Raw genomic sequence first — 24713 nt, 5'->3', positions numbered from 1 at the left:
TGTCTATTAATAGACAGCTTTTTTGGTGTTTTCATTTTCAGAATATTTCATGTAAAATAGTGAGTAATACAAGGAGGAATGTAACATGTGGAGAGAGAAAGTTGCACAATACGAAGACAAGATCATCGAAGATTTAAAGGGTTTGCTCGCGATTGAAAGTGTCCGTGATGACAGCCTGATGTCAAAAGAGACACCTGTTGGTCCGGGACCTAGAGCAGCACTCGAATATATGTACAAAATTGCTGAACGGGACGGCTTTAAGTCTGTCGATGTCGACCATATTGCAGGGCGCATCGAAATGGGTAAAGGGGATGACCTGTTCGGTATCCTGTGTCACGTAGACGTGGTTCCTGCCGGCAGCGGCTGGGAGACGGAGCCATTTAATCCGGTTGTCACTGAAGACCGTGTGATTGCTCGGGGCACACTGGATGATAAAGGACCGACCATCGCAGCGTACTATGCCGTGAAAATCCTGCATGATATGAACGTGGACTTCAAAAAGCGTATCCACATGATTATCGGTACCGATGAAGAATCAGGCTGGATGTGTACAGACCGCTACTTCCAGACCGAAGAGATGCCGGACCTCGGTATCGCTCCCGATGCTGATTTCCCGCTGATCCACGGTGAAAAAGGGATCACAACGTTTGATATCGTTCAGACGGCGTCACCAGAAGGCGAGACACCGGAGGTAGAACTGAAAGCACTTAATGCAGGTGAACGTTATAATATGGTACCTGATTTTGCTGAGGCGAAGCTGGTTGTCAGAGAAAAAATGGATCATACGATTCAGTCATTTGACAACTTCCTCAGTGAGCATGAACTGACGGGTCAGTCATCTGTTGACAATGGCAGTCTGCTGCTGCAGGTCGAAGGGAAATCAGTTCACGGTATGGATCCTTCCATCGGGATTAATGCAGGACTTTATCTCGTCCACTTCCTGAATACCTTGAAACTGGATGCAAAAGCTGCACAGTTCGTTCAGTTCGGAGATCGCTATCTCTATGATTCACATTTCGGCGAGAAGCTCGGCATGGCTTATGAAACAGAAGAGATGGGCCGCCTGACGACCAATATCGGTGTCATCAGCTATACAGACGTAGACGGCGGACATTACGGTGTGAACCTTCGTTATCCGACGGGCTTTGATTTCAATCAGCAGATTGCTGACTTCACAGAACGTATCAAGGATGAGTTTGAGATTGATGTCAATACACATCAGGAACCGCACTATGTCGATAAAAACGATCCGTTCGTGCAGAAGCTGCTGACAGCCTACCGCAATCAGACAGGTGATATGACCGAGCCTTATACGATCGGCGGCGGTACTTACGCCCGTAACCTTGAAAAAGGGGTGGCATTCGGCGCGATGTTCAAAGATTCAGTTGATCTGATGCACCAGAAGAATGAATATATCACGAAAAAACAGCTGTTTGATGCAACAGCTATCTACTTAGAAGCCATCCATGCTGTCTGCGTGGAGGACTGATATGGGTCTTATCTACTATAATGGTGAATACATCAATGACAACATAGCCATCAGCCCTGACGACCGCGGCTATCAGTTCGGCGATGGTATCTATGAAGTGGTCCGTGTCTATGAGGGCAGACTTTTCACTGCCGAGGCGCATTTCGAACGCTTATTGCGCAGTGCCTCAGAAATCCAGATTGAACTTGCATCAACCGTGGACGATTACATCGCTATCTGTGAGCGTCTGATAGCTGAGAATCGCGTACAAGACGGCTTGATTTATGTGCAGGTGACACGTGGCATCGCCAAGCGCAATCATATCTTTCCTGAATCAACAGAGCCGGTTACGTTAATCTATTCTTATGATTCAGCGCGTCCGGTACAGGGTATGGAAGAGGGAGTCAAAGTTATCACCCTGGAAGACATCCGCTGGTTGCGCTGTGACATCAAGAGCCTGAATTTGCTGGGCAATGTGCTGGCGAAGCAGCAGGCGCATATGGCAGATGCTGTAGAGGCTGTTCAGGTCCGGGATGGCATCGTGACAGAAGGAGCGTCAAGCAATGTCTTCATCATCAAGGCCGGGACCCTCTATACTCATCCTGCCAATCATCTGATTTTAAATGGCATCACGCGCAAAGTGATCAAGCGCTGTGCGGAAGAGCTGAATATACCGTTTGTCGAACAGGCATTCACGCCTGATGCGCTTTATGATGCTGATGAAGTCATTATCTCCAGTACGTCACTGGAAGTCACACCTGTCACTCAGATTGATGATTATGTCATGGCGATCGGGCCTCTGACACGTAAGCTTCAGCAAGCTTTCAAGGAGAAGATTTATCCAGCTTCTTGATTTTACTCTTGAATTAATAGGTCAAAGGATATAAAATTTAAGCAAGTCGCTTTTTTGGCAATGTACTTGGATAAGGCTCTTGATTCTATCTCGAGCCTTTTCTTTTTTCTGAATGGAGGTGAACATGTTGGAACATTTCTATCAACTGGGCTGGACGCTCGACTCAGCTGGTGGTGCATCCGGCGAAGCATATATGGCGGAACAGGATGGACATAAGCTCTTTCTCAAAAGAAATTCCAGTCCGTTCCTCGCTGCATTATCGGCAGAAGGAATTGTACCTAAACTAGTGTGGACGAAGCGTATTGAAACAGGGGAAGTCGTGACGGCCCAGCACTGGAAGAACGGTCGAGCGCTCGAACCGGAAGAAATGGATTCCGAACGTGTTGCACTTCTTCTTCGTAAGATACACGGCTCTAAGCAGCTGTCCAGTATGCTCAAGAAACTGGAGATGAAGCCGATGTTTCCATCGATGCTGCTCACTAAGATCAATTCATCGTTATCCAGACAGGTCATGGCCCATCGCGTTGTCCGTAAAGCGCTCACTTACCTGGATGAGCATATGCCTGTACTCGACAAGGCTTTCTATACGGTCTGTCATGGTGATGTCAATCATAATAACTGGCTCCTGTCCGAGCAGGACGAACTGTTTCTCGTGGACTGGGAAGGGGCGATGATTGCAGACCCTGCGATAGATATCGGCATGATCCTGTATACGTATATCAAGCCGGAAGACTGGCCGCAGTGGCTCCGGAAATACGGGATAGATGATTCACTGGATCTGAGAAAACGCATGAAATGGTATACAGTGATCCAGGCTATTGCGATGGTGGAATGGTACGAGGAAAAAAACCGTTATCAGGACATGAACTACTGGCTCGTCTTCTTGGATGACGTGCTGTCGAGAAACCGTTTTATATAAGGAGATACGACATGAGAATGAGAAATAAACCATGGGCTGAAGATTTCCTTCTCGCTCATGCTGAAATCGTCAGTATTGACGAAGCTAGAAAAGGACAGATGAGAGAATGGTTCAATAATGACCAGCCAATTCATATAGAAGTCGGCAGTGGAATGGGCCGCTTTATAACAGAGATGGCAAAAGCCCATCCTGACATCAATTACATCGGCATCGAACGTGATAAAAACGTCATGATCCGTATCGTCGAAAAAGCAGTCGAACAGAATATCACGAATCTGCGCCTGCTGACTTTAGATGCGGAACATTTGGCGGACTATTTCTCAGCAGGGGAAGTAGACCGTGTCTATCTGAACTTCTCCGATCCATGGCCGAAGACGCGTCATGCGAAAAGACGTCTGACACATGAGAATTTCCTGAAGCTCTATCAGGTCATCCTGAAAGAGGACGGCGAAGTTCATTTCAAAACAGACAATCAGCAGCTGTTCGAGTTCTCGCTGGAAAGTATGAGCCATTATGGTATGAAGCTCAAGAACATCAGTCTGGATCTTCATACAGATGAGCCGGCAGATAATATCAGGACTGAATACGAAGATAAATTCTCAAGCAAGGGCTTCCGCATCAATCGATTAGAAGCTACTTTCTAAGACCGCCTAAAGGGCGGTCTTTTTTGTGGGCTCGTGCTAAAATGAAATAAAAGGGGGAAATTAAAATGTACGATTTTAATGAAGTGATTGATCGCAGTCATACACAGAGCATTAAATATGAGGGCATGGACCTGGTCTATGAAACAACGGACATGCTGCCTTTCTGGATCGCAGATATGGACATTGCCACACCGCAGCCGATATTAGACGCGCTCCAAGAACGGCTCGATCATCGGATTATCGGCTATACGAAATGGCAGCAGGACAAGTTCTATGAACCTATCAAACATTGGTATAGAACGAGATTTGATACGCGGGTCATGAATAATGATCTGTTTTACGCGCCGACCGTCCTTTACACGATCACTGAATCCATCCGCGCACTGACCCAGCCGGGGGAAGGTGTCATTGTCAATATTCCGAGTTACAATACATTTCTGACCTTGATAGAAGCGAACAGACGAGTCGTTGTCTCGTCACCGCTCGTATTCGATGGGCAGACCTATAAGATGGATTTCGATGCCTTTGAGTCACTCTGTCAGCGACCTGATATGAAAGTCTTCCTCTTCTGTAATCCCCATAATCCGACGGGGAAAGTGTTTACGACTGAAGAGCTGGATGAAATCGTCAGCATTTGTGAAGCGCATGATGTGTTTATCATTGCGGACGAAATTCATATGGATTTTGCGAGACAGCAGCCTCATCAGTCTCTGATCAACTGGATGAAACCGGACAGTCCTATGATTGTGACCTCTTGTCTAGGAAAGACATTCAATATATCAGGACTGCCGCATGCCTATTATGTGACGAAAAACCGGTTCCTGAAGATGGAGCTTTCCCGCCAGATTCTGGCTGCCGGCATCGGAAATCCGAATGCCTTAGCGCTCAACGCGATAGAAGCGGGCTATATGGAATGTGCCGACTGGGTGGATGCACTCAATGACTTTATCCTGGAGAATATGAAGTTCGTGAAAAACTATATAGAAACGCATCTTGATGATGTGCTGGACGTCTATATTCCGGACGCAACATTTCTCATGTGGATAGATTTCAGCAAGAGCGGCTATAGTGAGGAAGAAGTCCAGCAGGCCCTGCAGACAGTAGGGAAGGTGGCAGTAGGCATCGGCAGTACGTATATGCACGGTGACAGTACTCATTTCAGGTTGAATGTCGCCTGTGACCATGCACGTCTTGAAGAAGGGATGGTCAGAATCAAGAAAGCGTTCGATCACCTGAAAAATAACCACAGTTAGTTAAACTGTGGTTATCTCTGTTGTATCAATGAGTTCGCCGCTATAGGCATCTGCTATAAAATCATATTCACTCGTCGCCGTGATGACGCCGCCGCGATAAATAGTTGTTTCCAGGCCGAGTTTTTTATAGTTCTCCGGGGTATAGTCGATATAGGCCCCTTCGACATCAGTATATTGTTGCTTGATTTCAGCGAGTACTTTGGCAGGATTCTTCAGCTGGTAGCGCAGTGAGAAGAAGTAGCCTGCAATCAGAATAAGTGTCGTGCCAGCAATAATGGATCTAAGTTTCATCGTCAATCCTCCTTACTTCTATTATCGTCTTTCAACAGAAAAATTCAAGTTTCGACCCGACTTCAGCATCTTTTTGTTGACTTAACGTCACAATGCACTAAAATGAAGTTATTCCGAGTAAATCAATAAGAATAGGAGCGGACAAAATGAAGAAGTTTTTAATGATGATGATGGCAGTGCTCATCTTCCTTGCAGCATGCAGTCAATCAGACAAGTCATCTGACAGTTCTAAATCAGAGGACAAAGTTTTAACAGTAGGAACGGAAGGGACATATTCTCCTTTCACTTTCCACGACAAGAATGACAAATTAACAGGGTTCGACGTCGAAGTGACTGAAGCGGTTGCTAAAAAGATGGGTTACAAAGTGAAATTCGTGGAGACACAGTGGGATTCAATGTTTGCCGGCCTGAACTCAGGTCGTTTCACGACAGTAGCCAATCAAGTCGGTATCAATGAAGAACGTCAGCAGAAATATCAGTTCTCTAAACCTTACACTTATACGAACGCTGTGCTTGTGACACGCAAAAACAGTGACATCAAATCATTTGACGATGTGGAAGGTAAGAAACTTGCCCAGACTTTAACATCCAACTACGGTAAACTGGCGAAAGACAAAGGCGCACAGATTACGCAGGTAGAAGGTTTCAACCAGTCTATGGAGCTTGTATTATCTAATCGTGTTGAAGGGACATTCAACGAGAAATTATCAGTGCTGGATTATATGAAACAGAAGAAAAATGCAGATATCAAAGTCATTGAAGGTGACGCTGAAAAAAGTCAGTCAGCATTTGTTTTCACCAAGAAAACAGATAAAGCTTTAATCGATAAGGTCAATAAAGCTATTGACGACCTTCAAAAAGACGGCGAGCTGAAAAAAATCAGTGAAAAATGGTTCGGTGAAGATGTCACTCAACCTTAATGCAGAACAGCAGCACGCCCTGGACGCAGCTCAGCAAGCGTTTCTGCCTATGTTACAGGGATTGATCACTTGGTCAATCCCTATTACTATTATTACCTTTGTCTTAGGACTGATCATAGCGCTTGCTACAGCACTGAGCAGAATTTCTGATAACCGTTTTTTAAGGACTATTGCAAGAATATATGTCTCTATCATCCGTGGGACGCCGATGATCGTCCAGCTTTTCATTATTTTCTATGGTATTCCTGAGATCGGCCGGCTCATCACGGGCGACCCTGATAAACAGCTGACATTAGCACCCGTCGTCGCAGCGATTATCGGCCTGAGCCTGAATGTAGGGGCTTATGCCTCTGAAATTATCCGCGGCGGCATTATTTCCATCCCTAAAGGACAGCGTGAGGCTGCTTATTCCATCGGTATGACAGAATGGATGACCATGCGTCGTATTGTCTTGCCTCAGGCCCTGAGAATTTCGATTCCAGCACTCGGCAATACGTTCTTAAGCTTGATCAAGGACACTTCCCTTCTCGGCTTCATCTTAGTGGCTGAGATGTTCCGGAAGGCGCAGGAAGTGGCAGCGACAAGCTATGAGTTTCTATCGATCTACACACTCGTTGCGCTGATGTACTGGGTGGTCTGCTTTATCATTTCATTTGTTCAGGGCAGATACGAACGTCGCATTGAAAGGAAGTATGTGTCATGATTGAAATGAGAGATATCCATAAAAGCTTCGGCGACAAAGAAGTCATTAAAGGCGTGGACCTGGATGTCCGTAATGGTGAGGTTGTGGTGTTAATCGGGCGTAGCGGTTCCGGGAAGACAACGCTCCTCCGCATGATGAATGCGCTCGAATTACCGACGACAGGGACGGTGACAGTGGACGGTCAGACTTACAGCAATCAAGATAAGCAAAGCCAGATTGCCGTCAGAAAGAAATCTGGGATGGTCTTTCAGAACTATCAGCTGTTCCCTCATATGACAGCCCTTGAAAATGTTATGGAAGGCCTGGTCATCGTCAAGAAAATGCCGAAAGAAGAGGCGAGAAGTATCGCAGTGAACCTGCTGCAGAAAGTAGGGCTTGAGCATGTCATGAATCAGTATCCGTCTGGTCTGTCAGGCGGACAGCAGCAACGTGTCGGCATCGCCCGGGCGCTTGCTATGAATCCGAAGGTCATGCTGTTTGATGAACCGACATCTGCACTTGACCCTGAACTGGTCAATGACGTACTGAATGTCATGAAGGATCTGGCAGGAGACGGTATGACAATGGTCATTGTGACGCATGAAATGAACTTCGCAAAGAATGTGGCGAACCGTATTGCCTTCATTCATGAAGGGCAGATCGCAGAGATGGGGACACCGGATGATATTTTCAATCAGCCTAAGTCTGAGCCGCTCAAGCGATTCCTGAACATGATTGAGACACGTTAGACAGGTCAATGACCTGTCTTTTTTTATGTACACTTCTCTCTGCAAATCATTTATACTGAACGTTGAGGTGAAGGGATGAAAACATATTTGAAGCGATGGTTCATAGATGGGATGAGCTATCTGGCACTTGGACTGTTCAGTTCATTGATTATCGGCTTGATTATTGAGACAATCGGCACGCAGCTGAAACCGTATTTTGATACGTCTCTCTTTATTACGATTGGTCAGATGGCCAAAACTTATACAGGGGCTGCTGTCGGCGTCAGTGTCGCTTACGGGCTCGGTGCGTCACCTTTAGTGATCTTTTCGAGCGCTGTGACCGGCATGTACGGCTATGAGCTCGGCGGTGCAGCGGGGACATATCTTGTGGCACTGATCACATCAGAGATAGGTCGGCTGTACTCCGGGCGAACGAAGATTGATATACTGCTGACACCGCTTCTGACGCTTATCATCGGCGCGGTTGTCGCTAAACTGATCGGACCGTTTATTGCGAGACTGATGACCGGACTCGGGGATTTTATCACATTCTCTACTGAGCAGCAGCCGCTGCTTATGGGGATTTTAGTGTCGGCTGTCTTCGGCCTGACGTTATCCAGTCCGATCTCAAGTGCTGCACTGGCCCTTATGCTTGGCATTGAAGGGACAGCAGCAGCAGCTGCGACAATCGGCTGCTGCTGCCATATGATCGGCTTTGCAGTGACAAGTTACGGTGACAATGGCATCCAAGGGGTCATTGCGAACGGCATCGGCACAAGTAAGATCCAGATTCCGAACTATTTAAGAAATCCGTTCATACTGGTGCCGCCGGTGATTGCGAGTATCATTACAGCACCGCTCATGACCATTCTCTGGCCGATGAAAAATGTGGCGGCCGGTGCGGGCATGGGGACGAGCGGCTTCGTCGGTCAGATCATGACGATACGGACGATGGGCACATCCGTCGAAACATGGCTGCAGATTCTAGTGTTTCATTTTATTCTGCCGGCCGTTATCAGTTATAGTGTATATAGACTGATGAAAAATGCACATATCATCAAACCAGGTGATCAGCAGATTATGACAGGAGAGCGAACATGAAAAATATAACAAGTGTAGAGAACTTCAAGGAAATGATTGATGCCCCGACGATTGCGATGTTTACAGCGGGCTGGTGTCCGGATTGTCACTTTATTAAACCGGCACTGCCGGAGATTGAAGCCTCTCATCCTGATTATCAGTTTGTCTCTATTGACCGCGACGAACTGATGGATCTGGCGGTGGAATATGATGTAATGGGTATTCCAAGCTTCATTGCTTTTAAAGACGGACAGGAAATCGGCCGCTTTGTTTCGAAGGACCGCAAAACTAAAGAAGAGATCAATGCCTTTATTGATGCTCTTTAATGACAGACCACGATGGCTACCGTTCATCGTGGTTTTATTGTACAATGAAGAGTACATGAATTGAGGAGTGTATAGAGATGAATGTCTTTGAAATACGTGACGCCATAACCGCAAAACTGGATTCATCAGAGCTGAATATCAAGTTCGACCGCAAAGAAGAGACGCTGCGTGTCGAGCGTGCTGATAACCAGAAAGGTCTGACGATCAAGCTTGCACCTATCGTCGCCAAACATAAAGCGCAGGGCGAGAAGATTATTGATGAAGTGCTGTATTACATCAGTGAAACGATAAAAGCGATGGCAGATGAACGTGAGAAATCCGTTGATGCCATCAAAATTATGCCGGTCATCCGCTCAACCAGCTTCCCGCAAGAAACGGACGGAAAGCCTTTCCTCATCACCGCGCATACGGCTGAAACCAATATTTATTATGCACTGGACCTCGGTACGACCTATCGTCTGATTGACGAGCAGTTGCTGTCAGAAATGAAGTTATCAGCGGACCATGTCAGAGAACAGGCGCTGTTTAATATCCGCAAGCTTGATAACCCTTATAAAAGGGATCAGGTAGCGGGCAACGCTTTTTATTTCTTCAATTCCAATGATGGGTACGACGCCAGCCGTATTTTAAACGAAAGCCTTCTTGCTGAGTTTGACCGTAAGAAAGAAGGCGAGCTGCTCATTGCGACACCGCATGCTGATGTCCTGCTCATTGCGGATATTCAGAATGAAACAGGCTATGATATCATGGCGCAGATGATGATGCAGTTCTTCAGCAACGGCCTCGTGCCCATCACTTCTCTGTCATTCCAGTACGACAAAGGTACACTGACGCCGGTTTTCATTCTTGGCAAGAACAACGCAAAACGAGATACAGAAGCAATGAAACGAATTGAAGCGAACCGTAAAAAATTTGAACAGGAAAAAAAGGAGTAGACCACATGAATATTTTTTATAACAAGCATATTGGAGATGTTCTTCTTATCACAGTGAAACAGACGGAAGGACCATTCACCTATAACCGCCAGGGTGATGTGGTGACGATTCTGCAGAATGACGAGATTGTCGGTTACAATGTCTACAATGTCGCAGAGCTGAACATTCAATCAGACGGCCAGGTTGAACTGAACGAGGAGCGTGTCGCTCAGATTAATGACGTTTTAGCGAAGAAAGGGATCGGCCCACTCGAAGTGGATCTCTCTCCTAAATTCGTTGTCGGACACGTGGATGAGATGGAGAAACATCCTGATGCGGATAAACTCAATGTCTGCCAGGTAGATGTCGGCGATGAAGTGCTGCAGATTGTCTGCGGAGCGAAGAATATTGCGGCAGGTCAGAACGTCGTAGTTGCAAAAGTAGGAGCTGTCATGCCAAGCGGGATGATTATCAAAGATGCTGAATTACGCGGTGTGCCTTCCAGCGGGATGATTTGTTCAGAACGTGAACTAGGGCTTACAGATTCAGAAGAGAAAAAAGGGATTCTTGTTCTGGATGCGTCCATGACACCGGGAACAGACTTTTTTAATCAATTATAAAGGTGTGATTGAAGATGAGCTGGTTCGATAAACTTTTTGGACAAGATGAAAAAGAACAGCAGCCTGTCGAGACAGATGTTGATCAGCATCAGGATATTTATAGAAGGCCACGCGGGAAATTCCGCTTTCCTATCGACCTTGGTGATGACCGCAAAGAGCCCGTCTTAACAGAACAGCCTGAAGTTCAGGACAACGGCCGGATGAGTCAGCAGTTTGTTGACGACGAATACTTTGAGCGAAGAAGAGCGAGAAGACAGAAACAGGAACAGCCGGAGAAGCCGAGACCGCAGAGAACGAAAGAATACCAGCCGCAAAGAATACCTGATAAGAAACGACAGTTTACGGCAAGCGAAGTGCCGTCAGCTATATTCGGCACCCGTAAAAACCTGAAACCTAGCGAGGAAAAAGTAGTCATCACACCGCTGACAGGTAAGAAGCCGGAAAAAGTGAAGCCGGACATACCGACATACCGTCAGAAGGACAATGTGGTCAATGTCGAGAATATCTATGCGTCACAGATTGTCGCTGAAATCCGCAAGGAACGCGAAAAGAAAATGCAGGCAAGAAAGGCATTTGAAGAAGCGAGACGACAGCAGAAGGAGCAGGAGAAACTGGTAGAGATTCTAACAGCAGAATTAGAAGTGGAAACGATTGAGCTGCAGGAGGAATCATTTAAATCGCTTGAAGTGGAGGAAATCAGTGCACCATTAACAGAAGATGCGCCGATTGAGACCATTACTGTCTCATCTGATTCATCAGAAGATCATCTGACAGAGCCGGCAGTCACTGAAGTAGATTCAAGCAGAGCTCAGAATGACGCTGTGATAGAGAAAATGGTCTTTGAAGTGGGACGAAATCCTGAAACTGAACAGGCTGAAAGAGAGATAGAAGCTGTTACAGAAGCGGTGGAAGTAGTTGAAGAAAAACCCGTTGAAACGGTGGAAACTGAGCCGGAAGTAATAGAAACAGAGATAATGGCAGGACAGGCAGAAAGTGCAGAACCACTAGCTGAGTTATCAACTGAATCAGAGCCACAGCCTGAAGTGATAAAAGAACCTGAAATTGAGGAGGCAGTTTTCACTGAAACAGTGAAGTCTAGCGAAAACTCAGAACCTGCACCACAGCCCAAACGTAAAACATCACCGTTCAATGTCTTGATGACACCATCTGATAAAAAACGACTGATGAATAAAGCGTCAGCAACTTCAGTGACAAAGGAATCAGCCCCGGCATCATCAGCTGAAGAGAAGAAAGCAGAGACCGAAAAAGCCAAAAGAATAGGGCCGAAGTATCTGCTGCCACCCGTCAGTCTGCTGTCACCGGAAGAGAAATCACATGAAAATGTTGAATGGGTGGAAGAACAGCGTCAGCAGCTGGATGAAGCTTTCTATCACTTCAATGTTCCGGCGAAAGTGGAAGAAGTGGTCATCGGCCCGTCTGTCACCCGCTACGAATTATCAGTGGAAAAAGGCGTGAAAGTCAGCCGCATCACTAACTTGCAGGATGACATCAAGATGGCGCTTGCCGCGAAGGAGATTCGCATTGAAGCACCGATTCCAGGTACGTCACGTGTCGGTGTGGAAGTCCCGAATATTGACACGCGCAAGGTCAATCTAAGTGAAGTGATCTTCAGTAAACGGTTTAAGTTCGCTGAATCAAAGCTGATGGTCGCGCTCGGTGCCAAAATCAATAATGAGCCGATGCTGATGGATATTGCGAAGATGCCGCACGCACTGATTGCCGGAGCAACAGGATCAGGTAAATCGGTCAGCATCAATGCCATTCTGTTATCGCTGCTATATCGCAATAATCCGAATGAACTGAAGCTGCTGCTGATCGATCCCAAGATGGTGGAACTGGCGCCTTATAATGAGCTGCCTCACCTGATTGCACCGGTTATCACCGATGTGAAAGCAGCGACAGAAAGTCTGAAGTGGGTCGTGGAAGAAATGGAACGACGCTACAAAGTGTTCTCTGACGTCCACGTCCGTAATATCACAGCTTACAATCAGAAATCACCTTATGACAAACGCATGCCGAAAATTGTCGTGGTCATCGATGAACTGGCAGACTTGATGATGATGGCACCGCAGGACGTTGAACATTCAATTGCCCGTATCGCACAGAAAGCGCGGGCGGCAGGCATCCATATGATTCTCGCGACCCAGCGGCCTTCTGTCAATGTCATCACCGGTCTGATCAAAGCCAATGTACCGACACGGATTGCCTTCATGGTCTCGTCTTCCATTGATTCCAGAACCATTCTGGACAATGGCGGTGCCGAGAAATTACTCGGGAACGGCGATATGCTGTACCAGGGCAACGGCATGAATAAACCGATCCGTATTCAAGGCTGCTATGTTTCGGATGAGGAAATTGACGCAGTCGTGGACTATATCAAGGAGCAGGGGGAGCCGCAATACCTGTTTCAGGAGAAAGAACTGCTCGAAAAAGGGAACGAAGTCCCGCAGGATGAACTCTTTGATGAAGTGGTGCAGTTCATGCTGGAAGAAGGGCACATCTCGACTTCCCAGCTGCAGCGCCGATTCCAGATCGGCTACAATCGTGCGGCTCGAATCATCGACAGTTTAGAATCGATGGGGTATATTAGTGGTGCAAATGGTTCTAAACCAAGAACTGTGTTAGTGAGTGAAAATCAATTATAGGAGTGGAACTATGACGTTATATCATTTTATCGGTATAAAGGGTTCAGGTATGAGTGCACTGGCACATATTCTGTTTGATATGGATCATGAGGTGCAGGGCTCTGATATCGACAAACATTTTTTTACGGAAGATGCACTTAGAGATAAAGGCATTCAGATCATGCCGTTTGACGCAGCTAATATTAAAGAAGGCATGACGGTTATTGCCGGTAATGCCTTCGGGGATGACCATCCAGAGGTCGTCCGTGCAAAGGAATTAGGTGTAGAGTACTATCGTTATCACGACTTTCTGGGTCGTTTCATGAGTCAGTATACGTCTATAGCGGTGACAGGGGCCCACGGTAAGACATCTACGACAGGACTCCTGTCTCATGTGATGAACGGCGACAAAAAAACGTCCTATCTTATTGGCGACGGCACAGGGATGGGCCAGCTTGAAAGCGAGTATTTCGCATTTGAAGCGTGTGAATATAGAAGACACTTCCTCAGCTACACGCCTGACTACGCTATTATCACAAATATTGATTTTGACCATCCCGACTACTTCAAAAATTTAGAGGATGTCTTCAATGCATTCCAGGAGATGGCACATAAAGTCAAAAAAGCGATCATTGCCTGCGGTGACGACAAGATTCTTCACGATCTTAAGGTGGATATACCGGTCTATTACTACGGTATAGGTCAGGATAACAGAGTCAGAGCTGAGAATATCGTCACATCCAGTGAGGGAACGTCTTTCGATGTACGCATTGATAACCAGTTCTACGGCAATTTCAAAACACCGATGTTCGGTAACCATCAAGTGCTGAACGCTCTGGCAGTCATCACCGTCTGCTACCTTGAGCAACTGGACGTCGACAATATCAAGGAAGCCTTGGCATTATTCGGCGGCGTGAAGCGTCGGTTCAGTGAGAAAAAGGAAGGCTCACAGATTCTGATCGATGATTATGCGCATCATCCAGCAGAGATTAAAGCGACAATCGAGTCAGCGCGTAAAAAGTATCCGGCTAAATCAGTCATCGCCATCTTCCAGCCGCATACTTTCTCACGGACAGAAAAGTTTCTGAATGAGTTTGCAGATAGCCTGAAAGAAGCGGATCATGTGTATCTCTGTGAAATCTTCGGTTCGGCCCGCGAAAAGAACGGGACGTTAACCATTCAGGATTTAGCTGAACTGATTCCGAATTCTCAGGTGCTGACAGAAGAGGGCATCGATGTGCTGAAGCAGCACAGTGATTCAGTCCTGCTCTTTATGGGTGCCGGAGATATTCAGAAATTTCAGCAATCCTATGAAAATTTGTTATAATGGTTTAACTAACATGTTTTAAGCCCTTTAACAGGGGTATAAAAAAAGAGTAAATTATGGATAACCACACTAGGAGGGGCTCAATATGGAATGGATTTTACCAATCGCCGGTATTATCGCAGCAATCGCATTCTTGATTCTGTGTATCGGTATCGTCATCGTATTACTTTCAGTTAAGAAAAACTTAGACCACGTTGCTAAAACGTTGGACGGAGTAGAAGGACAGATTCAGGGGATTACTCGTGAATCAACTGACTTACTTCACAAAACAAACAGACTGGCTGAGGATGTTCAGGATAAATCAGCTCGTTTAAATACGGTTGTGGATGCGGTTCAAGGCATCGGTGGTACTGTCAACAATTTAAACAGCCACGTAGACCGTGTGACAACTTCAATCACGCAGAACATCGCAAACAACAAAGACCAGATTGCCCAAGTGGTACAATGGTCTAACGTTGCAATGGAAGTGGCAGACAAATGGAAAATGAGAAAAGAGCGTCGTAACGCTTATGACTTCTCTAACCAAGTGGTTGTCAACCAGGACAAAGAAGTCTTCAATAAAGATACTGCAAACTACAATGATGTAGATGAAGACAGAATCAATGCAGGACTTCACAATAAATAAGTTTATGAATAAAATAATTGGGAATATACTTGTTAAATAAGTGTATTCCTATTTTTTTATAATTCGAGGAGGAGAAACAACATGGTCAATACTTATAACAGAGAGCTTAACAATGGTAGAAACAATGAAACGGCAACGGTTTACAGATCAAACGGAGGTCATACCTATAATCGCGATTTACATACGCATTCTGTGAAGGAATATGAAGTACAATGCAGAAATACAATCGCTCGTGATTTCACTTTCGGTCTGACATTCGGTATTGCAATTGGTACTCTCGCAGGATTACTGCTCGCACCGAAGCCAGGTCGCGACCTCAAGAAAGATATCAACACTAAAGTGGTTACATTCAAGGACAGTGCAGTTAATAACTCAGTTGACAAAGAAGCGCAACCTTCAAAAACGGATGAAATCAAAGCTAAAGTGACTGAAAAAGTCAGCGATGTCAAAGAAAAAGCACAGGAAATCAAAGAACAAGTCGTGCAAAAAGCGGGAGAAGTGCAAGAGCAAGTTGTACAGAAAGCGAACGCAGTGCAGGAGAAAGTAGCAGAGAAAGCACCTGAAGTGAAAGAGCAGGTCGCTCAAAAAGTGAACGAAGTGAAAGAACAGGCTGCGCAGAAAGCGAACGCAGTGCAAGAGAAAGTAGCAGAGAAAGCACCTGAAGTAAAAGAACAGGTCGTTCAAAAAGCTGGCGAAGTAAAAGAACAGGCTGCGCAGAAAGCGAACGAGGTGCAGGAGAAAGTAGCAGAGAAAGCACCTGAAGTGAAAGAACAGGTCGCTCAAAAAGCAGGCGAAGTAAAAGAACAGGCTGCGCAGAAAGCGAACGAGGTGCAGGAGAAAGTAGCAGAGAAAGCACCTGAAGTAAAAGAACAGGTCGCTCAAAAAGCAGGCGAAGTGAAAGAAAAAGCACAGGAGAAAAAAGAAGAAGTAAAAGAAAAAGCACAAGAGAAAAAAGAAGATAACAAAAGTCAAACAACACAACCGCATTCAACTGTTAAAGTTGTAGAAATTGATGATAGAGATAAAAACAATACTGACGTTAAAACGGATACACAGTTAAAAGCTGATACTGACGCTCTTGCTGCACAACGCCGTGCCATCAAAGAAGAAGTGAATGATGATTCTTTAACTGAGCCATTAGCGATCGTTGATAAAGATACAACGAGTGATATTGAAGAACACAAAAAGAACAATACTGATGTAAGTGGTAACGTCAATAAAACTCAGAATAACCAGAAAAAAAATAACAATAAAAACAACAGCAACAACAAAAACTACAATAAAAATAATAACAAACCAGGTAAAAACAAATAGCAAGTGATTCTGTTAATCCTGTGATAGAATAGTAGGGTGATTCTCGCCCTGCTATTTTTATTTTAAATTTTTTTATGAAGAGGTGTAATAATGACAGAACTCAATCAATTAAGAACTAGAATTGAAGAAATCAACTTTGCTATACTCGAGCTTCTGACAGAGCGCGGAGAAGTCGCTAAGAAAATAGGGCAGGAGAAAATGAAGGCGGGGACAGACATATATGACCCGCAACGTGAAAAAGAGATGCTGAATCAACTGATAGAACAGAATAAAGGCCCTTATGATGATAATGTCATTAAACAGTTGTTTAAAGAAATTTTCAAAGCATCCACAGAACTACAGCAGGCCCAGAATGAGAAACACCTGCTAGTTTCCCGTAAGATGAAGCCGGAAGACACTATTGTCTCGTTCCCTAACGGCGCAGAAATCGGCGGACAGGAGAAAATATTTGTATTTGGTCCATGTTCTGTCGAATCTTATGAGCAGGTTGACGCGGTGGCAAGTCAGCTGGCTGCGAGAGGACAGAAGTTCATTCGGGGCGGTGCCTTTAAACCGCGCACATCCCCTTATGATTTCCAGGGGCTAGGTGAAGAAGGCCTAAAGATATTGAAAGAGATGAACAAGAAATATGGACTGAATATCGTCTCGGAGATTGTCAATCCCGCACATTTTGAAATGGCCGATCAGTATGTTGATGTCTTTCAGATTGGTGCACGTAATATGCAGAACTTTGAGATTCTGAAGGAAGCGGGTAAATCCAATAAGCCTATTCTGCTGAAAAGGGGCTTAGCGGCGACCATTGAGGAATTTATTTATGCGGCAGAATATATTCACTCTAACGGCAACAGTCAGATCATCATGTGTGAACGCGGCATCAGAACGTATGAAAAAGCGACACGCAACACGCTGGATATCTCAGCGGTACCTATCCTGAAGCAGGGCACTCACCTGCCTGTGCTTGTTGATGTGACGCATTCCACAGGGCGCAAGGATATCATGCTGCCTGTTGCGAAAGCCGCCCTGGCAGTAGGGGCAGACGGTGTGATGGCAGAAGTTCACCCGGATCCGGCCGTTGCGCTCAGTGACGCTGGCCAGCAGATGGACCTTCAGGAATTTGATTCTTTCTTCACTGAAATTGACAAAGCCCGTCAGTTGTATTTATAATATAACATTGTCAAAAAGCGTGATATAATGAGAAAGAAAACGATTACAGGAGGTCATCATGACAATTACTATCTATGATGTCGCACGCGAGGCCAAAGTGTCAATGGCGACTGTCTCACGAGTGGTTAACGGCAATCCGAACGTTAAACCAGCGACAAGAGACCGGGTCAATGAAGTCATCAAACGTCTGAACTATCGCCCGAATGCTGTTGCCCGTGGACTTGCCAGCAAAAAGACGACAACTGTCGGTGTCATTATCCCTGATATCTCTAATATTTACTATTCGGAGCTTGCCAGAGGCCTGGAAGACATCGCAAAAATGTATAAATATCAGACGATTATCTCGAACTCGGATAATGATGCTGCAAAAGAAAATGATATTTTCAATAATCTGCTCAGTAAGCAAGTCGATGGCATCATCTTCTTGGGGGGGACATTGTCATCTGAGACCCTGCAGCTGATCCAGTCGACTTCTGTACCTGTAGTGGTATCTGGTACACACGATGTTGAAGAGACATTGCCGGCTGTCAATATTGATTATAAAAAGGCAAGTAGAGAGATCACTGAGCGCTTGCTTGAGCAAGGAGTTAAACGTTTTGCATTTGTAGGGGGCGGTTACTCTGAAAAAGCCCGGCTGGATGTACAGGCAGGTATGGAGGCCGTTCTGACAGAGCATCAACTGCACTTGGATCCTTCTGCTGTCTACATCGGCAATGAACAGTATCTTGATGGCGAAAAAGCTTTTCATCATATCAAGGATACACAACCGGAGGCCGTGCTCTGTATCAGCGATGAACAGGCTATCGGCATCGTCCATGCAGCGCAGGATGCCGGCCTTTCTATCCCTGATGACCTGCAGATCATCAGTTTTAATAATACGCGTCTTGTGCAGATGGTCCGTCCTAAGCTCTCCAGTGTGATGCAGCCGCTCTATGATATCGGAGCAGTCGGTATGAGACTTCTCACGAAATTCATGAATGATGAAGAGATAGAAGAGACCAATGTGGTGCTGCCTTATCGAATTGATTATAGAGGCACAACGAAATAAAGAATCAACTCAAGTTGATTCTTTATTTTTTTTTTGTAAATCGGTCGACAATGAAACCGCTTTATCATATCATTAAATAGGAGTTAAAAACATTTAAAGGAGAGACACAATATAATGGCTGAATATTTATCTGATTTAGAAATCGCTAAACGCTCTACAATTCGTCCCATCCAGGAAATCGTTGAAGAAGCGGGTTTTCCGAAAGAGTCAGTAGAACCTTATGGTTTTTATAAAGCAAAAATTAATACACAGTTAATTGATAAACCTGTTAAAGGTAAAGTGGTATTAGTGACTGCGATGAGTCCGACACCAGCTGGTGAAGGGAAATCTACTGTAACTGTCGGGCTGAGTGATGCATTCAGAAAAATCGGTGAAAACGTTATGGTTGCTCTTCGTGAACCGTCTCTTGGACCTGTATTTGGTATGAAAGGCGGCGCTACTGGTGGTGGTTACGCGCAAGTCTTACCAATGGAAGAGATCAACTTGCACTTTAATGGTGACTTACATGCGATTACTACTGCGAACAACGCATTAGCGGCATTCATTGATAACCATATTTATCAAGGAAATCAACTGAACATCGACCCTCGTCGTATCTCCTGGAAACGTGTATTAGATATGAATGACCGTTCATTACGTCAGGTTGTTGTAGGTCTAGGCGGCCCGTTCAAAGGGGTACCTCGTGAAGATGGATTTGATATCACGGTTGCCAGTGAGATTATGGCTGTATTCTGTTTATCTCGTGATGTTCATGACTTAAAAGAAAACATCGCTAAGATTACCATCGGTTTCACTTATGACCGTAAACCTGTGACTGTCGGAGATTTAGGGGTACAAGGTGCTTTAGCCTTAATCCTGAAAGATGCAATCAAACCTAACTTAGTCCAGACAATCGAAGGCACACCTGCTCTGATCCACGGCGGTCCATTCGCTAACATCGCGCACGGCTGTAACTCAATCATCGCGACTAACACAGCCCGTCAGATGGCGGACATCGTGGTGACTGAATCAGGCTTCGGTTCTGACTTAGGTGCAGAGAAATTCATGGACATCAAATCACGTCGTGCTGGTTTAGAACCAAGTGCTATTGTTGTAGTCGCAACCATCCGTGCGATGAAAATGCATGGCGGCGTAGCGAAGGATGAGCTTAAAGCTGAAAACGTTGATGCACTTAAAAAAGGTATCGTCAATCTCGAAAAACACTTAGAGAACTTAAAACAGTTCGGTGTTGAACCGGTCGTGGCTTTAAACGCGTTCGTTACTGATACAGAAGAAGAAGTGAACTTCGTTAAACAATGGTGTGCAGACCGCAATATTAAAATCGCACTGACAGAAGTCTGGGAAAAAGGCGGAGAAGGCGGCGTAGAGCTTGCTAAACTCGTGAAAGAAGTCATGGATACTGAACAGAACTTCAAACCATTATACGAGCTTGAATTACCAGTTGAAGACAAAATCCGTAAGATCGTACAGGATATCTACGGCGGAGATGATGTAGTCTTCACGGACAGCGCGAAAAAACAGCTTAAAACAATCAAAGACAACGGCTGGGATAACTATCCGGTATGTATGGCTAAAACACAGTACTCATTCACAGATGATCCTAAGAAATTAGGTCGTCCAGCCGGCTTTGAAATCACGATTCGTGAATTAATTCCTAAAACAGGGGCTGGCTTCATCGTGGCGTTAACAGGCGATATCATGACAATGCCTGGTTTACCAAAACAACCAGCCGCACTGAATATGGATATCGACGCGGAAGGTAATGCAGTCGGTTTATTCTAATGATATGAGACGCATCCATTTGGATGCGTCTTTTTCTGTCGGCTGAATGGCACACTTTGATGAATATTGAGCCGTATAAAAACACCCCAAACGTCAGATGTCAGATCTAACGCTTGGGGTGCATCATTTTTACTGGGTTTTGTCTTCGCTTTTCTTATTCTGGCCACGTAATTTATTGAACTGATCCGCGATAGGCGACTTAGGAGAAATCTTCGCTTTAGTGTTGCTGTCAATCTTGTTACCTAAGCGGTTCAGCACACGTGAATCATCAATCGTTTTATTCGATAAGTCTGTATTCTTCCATACGAGACTGTCAGCAGCAGGTTCGCCCTGATTACATGAACCATTCGGGCTGTTGGTGATCTGACAGATTTTGCGGGTTTCCACACTGTCAGGTTTACTGAACTGCTCGTTCACACCCATCTGCTTAGGATCCACTGCTGTAATACTGTTGTTGATATCCCGCCATAACTTCAGCTGATAGTGATTCTCCTCGTCAAAAGGTATGAGCTTATCATAGCCCATCCAGATGCCGAGAGTCACTTTAGGATTATAAGCGACGAAGAGACTGTCTGTACCGTTCTCAGCAGTACCTGTCTTACCTGCCCAGTCCTGGTTGAACTGGAATGTGCCTTTCAGCTGATAAGCACTACCCGTGTCCAGGACGCCACGCAGCATATCTGTCATGATATAGGCAGTCGCATCACTGAATACCCGCTCAGGGGCTGCCTGGTGTTTGTAGATGGTTTTACCGCTGTTATCTTTGATGGATTCAATCATATAGGATTCCTGATAATTCCCTTTGTTGGCGAATGTCGAGAAACCGTCCACATCGTCTTCAAGGGTCATATCTGTCGCACCGAGCGGCAGGGATAGGTTAGGTTTCTGGTTATCCGGGATATTGATGTGCATCTTATCAAGGAATTCCCATGGCTTTCTATCCTGAATGCTTGAATAAAGTCTTAACGTACTCAAGTTGAAAGAGTTGATAAGCGCCATACGTGTAGTGATCTGGCCGAACTCTTCACGCGCATAGTTCTCCGGTGAATATCCGTTCACATCGAACCGTTTATCGAGCAGCATCGTTTCAGGGGTTGTGACGCCGTATTCAATCGCAGGGGCATAGGCCACGAGCGGTTTCATGGTAGAGCCGGGTGAGCGTCTTGTCTGCGTCACATGGTTATTCTGTGATTTTTCGTAGTCACGTCCACCGACAAACGCGATGATTTTTCCGGTTTCGTTCTCTTTTAACATGACACCGACTTCCTGCTGCAGGTTGACGGTCTTGCCTTCTACTTCAGCTGGTCGGTCATAGGAATAATAATAAGGATTGTCTTTGATTTCGTTCATTTTATCAAAGATCGGTTTATTGATTGTTGTCTGAATCTTATAGCCTTCATTTCTGACTTTATCGTTAGCGAGAGCTGTATATTTGTCGTTGAGTATCGGGGTCTCATCGAGCTCCTGCGCTGATACTTTATCTTTTTTGGCAAGTTCATATTTAAGGATATCGACTGCACGATTTTCCACTTCCTTCGTCAGGAAAGGATATTCTACGTCCGGCTTGGATATCCGTTCAACGAATGATTGCTTCAGATTAAATTTCAGTGCATTCCGGTATTCCTGTTCGGTGATTTTCTTTTCTTCTTTCATCCGCTTCAGCACATATTTCTGACGCTGAAAGCCGTATTGAAGGTCAGCATCTTTTTTCACTTCCCCGGTGATCAAGAAGGGTGTATAGGCATAAGGGTTCTGAGGCATACCGGCCAGATAGGCACTCTGAGCGATATTGAGGTCCTTCGCTTTTTTACCGAAAACACCTTGTGCCGCAGCTTCGATCCCCGCGATATTCTGACCGTTAGTATTACGACCGAAACTGACCACATTTAAATAGGCCTCAAGTATCTGCTTTTTAGTCAGTGTCTTTTCGACTCTGAATGACAGCAGCATTTCTTTTGCCTTTCTTTCAAAGGAAGTTTCATTGGACAGCAACTGGTTCTTCACCAACTGCTGCGTCAACGTACTGCCCCCTGATGAAGAAGCGCTGCCGAGAAATTCCTGGGCGCTTGCCCGGATGAAAGCTTTAGGGACAATGCCGTTATGCTGATAGAAATTCTCATCCTCGGTGGAGATGAGGGCATCGACCACATGTGGTGTGACTTGATCATATTGAATGACGGTGCGCAGGGTATCCGCATTCAGACTCCCTAACGATTCCCCTCCCGCAAAATAAACAGTTGAACTTTGATTCATTGAGTATAATGAGTTCTTCAGTTCATTTTTAGAGGGGACAGGTTCATCTTTGACCAGTCCTGCAAAATAACCGATACCGAAGCCGCCCAGTAACGTGGCAAGAAGAAAACCGCCGATCAGTATGAGGAGAAATAGATTCGCACATACTTTATAAATAGAATTGAATATGACATAGGGTGTCCATTTGACTGTCTTAAGATTAGACTTATTTTGAGTATAGATATTCTTCCAGTCAGAAGAACTTCGCTTTAGTTTTGACATCTCTAACCTCCTGAATTATATTCAGTATAGCACAGGAAGGACTTGACTTAGAAGCATTCCTTCATTAAACTAATAACATAATTATATACTTCAGACTATAGGACAAGTAAGACATAAATTTCTCTCTTAGAGAGTCAGTGGGGCTGGGAACTGACGGGAAGTTATGACTGAATACACCTAACTTTACAGTCTGGCGGCTCTGGTGACCTTTTCATCAGTAAAGTGATGAGCAATCATAAGTTTGGTGGTACCGTGTATTCAAGCACCCTTACATAAGTAGGGGTGCTTTTTTTATTTTATACAGGAGGGATTTATATGACGAATGAATTATTAAAGGACTTGAAATGGCGCGGTCTGATTTATCAGGAGACTCATCCGGAGGAAATTGAAGCGCTGCTTAACAAGGAGAGCGTCAGTATCTACTGCGGTGCCGACCCCACTGCAGATAGCCTGCATATCGGTCACTTGTTACCGTTTCTGACGTTACGCCGTTTCCAGGCACATGGTCATCGTCCGGTTGTCCTGATCGGCGGGGCGACAGGGATGATCGGGGATCCATCCGGCCGGACAGATGAGCGGGTCCTACAGACACCTGAAATGGTCCAGCATAATGTTGACGGCATCAAGAAACAGATGGAACAGCTATTCAATTTCAGTGGCGACAACGGTGCTATCCGTGTCGATAACAAAGATTGGCTCGGTCAGATCGATCTTCTGACGTTCCTGAGAGACTACGGTAAACATGTCGGCGTGAACTATATGCTTGCTAAAGATAGTATTCAGTCACGCCTGGAGACGGGTATCTCCTATACAGAATTCACCTATACGATTCTGCAGGCGATTGACTTCGGCCATCTCAATCAAGCACATCAGGTCAAGATTCAGCTTGGCGGCTCCGACCAGTGGGGTAATATTACATCAGGCCTTGAACTGATGCGCCGTATGTACGGCGAAGTGGAAGCCTACGGTATTACGGTTCCACTCGTCACTAAAGCAGACGGCAAAAAGTTCGGCAAGTCCGAGTCAGGTGCGGTATGGCTTGACCGGACGAAGACTTCACCTTATGAGTTCTATCAGTTCTGGATCAACACACCAGATGCAGATGCGATCAAATTTCTTAAGTACTTCACATTCCTATCGAAAGAGGAGATCGAAGCGCTCGAGACTTCTCTCGAAACAGAACCTCATCTCAGAAAAGCGCAGAAAGCACTTGCGGCTGAAGTGACGAAACTGGTGCATGATGAAGCGGCCCTTAAAGATGCGATCCGCATTACAGATGCTCTCTTTAAAGGTGATCTATCACAGTTATCAGCTGATGAAATCCGTCAAGGCTTCAAGGACGTGCCTCAGAGCACAGTAGCAGAAGCCACTCATTTAGTAGATTATCTGGTTGAAGCAGGTGTCAGTCCAAGTAAAAGACAGGCACGAGAGGATATCACGAACGGTGCGATCTCCATTAACGGCCAGAAAGTTATGGATACAGCCTATGAGATCACTGCAGCAGATAAAATAGATAACGCGTTCACCATCATCAGAAGAGGCAAGAAGAAGTACTTTATGGTCAACTATAAATAGCATGAAAGACTGGTTAAAGCC

At 45.4% G+C, this 24713-nt stretch carries 22 protein-coding genes; 20 read left to right on the top strand and 2 right to left on the bottom strand.

Annotated features, from left to right (window positions below):
• The first annotated feature begins 85 nt into the window (after positions 1-85).
• The 5 genes from pepV to QSV55_RS07965 all read left to right on the top strand — a co-directional run bounded on the left by pepV (position 86) and on the right by QSV55_RS07965 (position 5137).
• Entirely contained in the window at positions 86-1489 is a 1404-nt protein-coding gene (gene pepV / locus QSV55_RS07985) for a dipeptidase PepV (RefSeq protein WP_289649795.1), read from the top strand.
• 1 nt (position 1490) lies between these two features.
• Positions 1491-2321, top strand: coding sequence for a D-amino-acid transaminase (gene dat / locus QSV55_RS07980; RefSeq protein ID WP_289649794.1), 831 nt, complete (start codon positions 1491-1493; stop codon positions 2319-2321).
• A gap of 127 nt (positions 2322-2448) precedes the next feature.
• Positions 2449-3240 carry a phosphotransferase family protein gene (locus QSV55_RS07975; RefSeq protein WP_133451067.1) on the top strand — a complete coding sequence of 264 codons (792 nt, stop codon included), beginning with the start codon at positions 2449-2451 and terminating at the stop codon, positions 3238-3240.
• An 11-nt stretch (positions 3241-3251) separates the two neighbouring features.
• The gene (gene trmB / locus QSV55_RS07970) at positions 3252-3884 is read left to right on the top strand and encodes a tRNA (guanosine(46)-N7)-methyltransferase TrmB (RefSeq protein WP_289649791.1); all 633 of its coding nucleotides are present in this window, start codon (positions 3252-3254) and stop codon (positions 3882-3884) included.
• 65 nt (positions 3885-3949) lie between these two features.
• Positions 3950-5137, top strand: a complete 1188-nt coding sequence (locus QSV55_RS07965; RefSeq protein ID WP_289649790.1) for a MalY/PatB family protein — start codon at positions 3950-3952, stop codon at positions 5135-5137.
• Here QSV55_RS07965 and QSV55_RS07960 read toward each other — a convergent pair whose 3' ends face one another.
• A complete protein-coding gene (locus QSV55_RS07960) occupies positions 5138-5428 on the bottom strand; it encodes a hypothetical protein (protein ID WP_289649789.1) in 291 nt (96 codons plus the stop codon).
• 146 nt (positions 5429-5574) lie between these two features.
• Between QSV55_RS07960 and QSV55_RS07955 the strand changes: the two genes are divergently transcribed.
• The 14 genes from QSV55_RS07955 (at position 5575) to QSV55_RS07890 (ending at position 20603) form a co-directional block, all read left to right on the top strand.
• Positions 5575-6348 (top strand): amino acid ABC transporter substrate-binding protein, encoded by a 774-nt coding sequence (locus QSV55_RS07955; RefSeq protein ID WP_289649788.1) that lies wholly within the window; start codon positions 5575-5577, stop codon positions 6346-6348.
• Positions 6332-7051, top strand: coding sequence for an amino acid ABC transporter permease (locus tag QSV55_RS07950; RefSeq protein WP_133451027.1), 720 nt, complete (start codon positions 6332-6334; stop codon positions 7049-7051). The genes QSV55_RS07955 and QSV55_RS07950 overlap by 17 nt, the downstream gene beginning before the upstream one ends.
• Positions 7048-7779 carry an amino acid ABC transporter ATP-binding protein gene (locus tag QSV55_RS07945; RefSeq protein WP_289649787.1) on the top strand — a complete coding sequence of 244 codons (732 nt, stop codon included), beginning with the start codon at positions 7048-7050 and terminating at the stop codon, positions 7777-7779. Before QSV55_RS07950 ends, QSV55_RS07945 begins: the two co-directional genes overlap by 4 nt.
• A gap of 75 nt (positions 7780-7854) precedes the next feature.
• A complete protein-coding gene (locus tag QSV55_RS07940; protein ID WP_133451025.1) occupies positions 7855-8859 on the top strand; it encodes a PTS sugar transporter subunit IIC in 1005 nt (334 codons plus the stop codon).
• The gene (locus QSV55_RS07935) at positions 8856-9164 is read left to right on the top strand and encodes a thioredoxin family protein (RefSeq protein WP_133451024.1); all 309 of its coding nucleotides are present in this window, start codon (positions 8856-8858) and stop codon (positions 9162-9164) included. Before QSV55_RS07940 ends, QSV55_RS07935 begins: the two co-directional genes overlap by 4 nt.
• A gap of 77 nt (positions 9165-9241) precedes the next feature.
• Complete coding sequence (locus QSV55_RS07930) at positions 9242-10099, top strand: DUF1444 domain-containing protein (RefSeq protein ID WP_289649786.1); 858 nt, start codon at positions 9242-9244, stop codon at positions 10097-10099.
• A 5-nt stretch (positions 10100-10104) separates the two neighbouring features.
• Positions 10105-10698 carry a YtpR family tRNA-binding protein gene (gene ytpR, locus QSV55_RS07925; protein ID WP_133451022.1) on the top strand — a complete coding sequence of 198 codons (594 nt, stop codon included), beginning with the start codon at positions 10105-10107 and terminating at the stop codon, positions 10696-10698.
• Positions 10699-10712: 14 nt separating this feature from the next.
• The gene (locus QSV55_RS07920) at positions 10713-13364 is read left to right on the top strand and encodes a DNA translocase FtsK (RefSeq protein WP_289649785.1); all 2652 of its coding nucleotides are present in this window, start codon (positions 10713-10715) and stop codon (positions 13362-13364) included.
• Between the two features lie 10 nt (positions 13365-13374).
• Entirely contained in the window at positions 13375-14670 is a 1296-nt protein-coding gene (murC, locus tag QSV55_RS07915; protein WP_289649784.1) for a UDP-N-acetylmuramate--L-alanine ligase, read from the top strand.
• Between the two features lie 85 nt (positions 14671-14755).
• Positions 14756-15295 (top strand): DUF948 domain-containing protein, encoded by a 540-nt coding sequence (locus QSV55_RS07910; protein ID WP_289649783.1) that lies wholly within the window; start codon positions 14756-14758, stop codon positions 15293-15295.
• Positions 15296-15376: 81 nt separating this feature from the next.
• A complete protein-coding gene (locus QSV55_RS07905) occupies positions 15377-16609 on the top strand; it encodes a YtxH domain-containing protein (RefSeq protein ID WP_289649782.1) in 1233 nt (410 codons plus the stop codon).
• A gap of 90 nt (positions 16610-16699) precedes the next feature.
• Positions 16700-17773, top strand: a complete 1074-nt coding sequence (locus QSV55_RS07900; protein ID WP_133451017.1) for a bifunctional 3-deoxy-7-phosphoheptulonate synthase/chorismate mutase — start codon at positions 16700-16702, stop codon at positions 17771-17773.
• 58 nt (positions 17774-17831) lie between these two features.
• Positions 17832-18821, top strand: a complete 990-nt coding sequence (gene ccpA, locus QSV55_RS07895) for a catabolite control protein A (protein ID WP_133451016.1) — start codon at positions 17832-17834, stop codon at positions 18819-18821.
• 114 nt (positions 18822-18935) lie between these two features.
• A complete protein-coding gene (locus QSV55_RS07890; RefSeq protein ID WP_289649781.1) occupies positions 18936-20603 on the top strand; it encodes a formate--tetrahydrofolate ligase in 1668 nt (555 codons plus the stop codon).
• Between the two features lie 129 nt (positions 20604-20732).
• On the opposite strand, the gene QSV55_RS07885 is transcribed toward QSV55_RS07890, so the two are convergent.
• Positions 20733-23117 (bottom strand): transglycosylase domain-containing protein, encoded by a 2385-nt coding sequence (locus QSV55_RS07885; protein WP_289649780.1) that lies wholly within the window; start codon positions 23115-23117, stop codon positions 20733-20735.
• Positions 23118-23432: 315 nt separating this feature from the next.
• Here QSV55_RS07885 and tyrS point away from each other — a divergent pair, with 315 nt between their 5' ends.
• Positions 23433-24692: a tyrosine--tRNA ligase gene (gene tyrS / locus QSV55_RS07880; protein ID WP_289649779.1), complete on the top strand. Its 1260-nt coding sequence runs from the start codon at positions 23433-23435 to the stop codon at positions 24690-24692.
• Positions 24693-24713: the final 21 nt, after the last annotated feature.

Source organism: Macrococcus bovicus, assembly GCF_030376725.1.
Taxonomy (GTDB): domain Bacteria; phylum Bacillota; class Bacilli; order Staphylococcales; family Staphylococcaceae; genus Macrococcus; species Macrococcus bovicus.
This window is presented reverse-complemented; position numbering and strand designations above follow the sequence as displayed.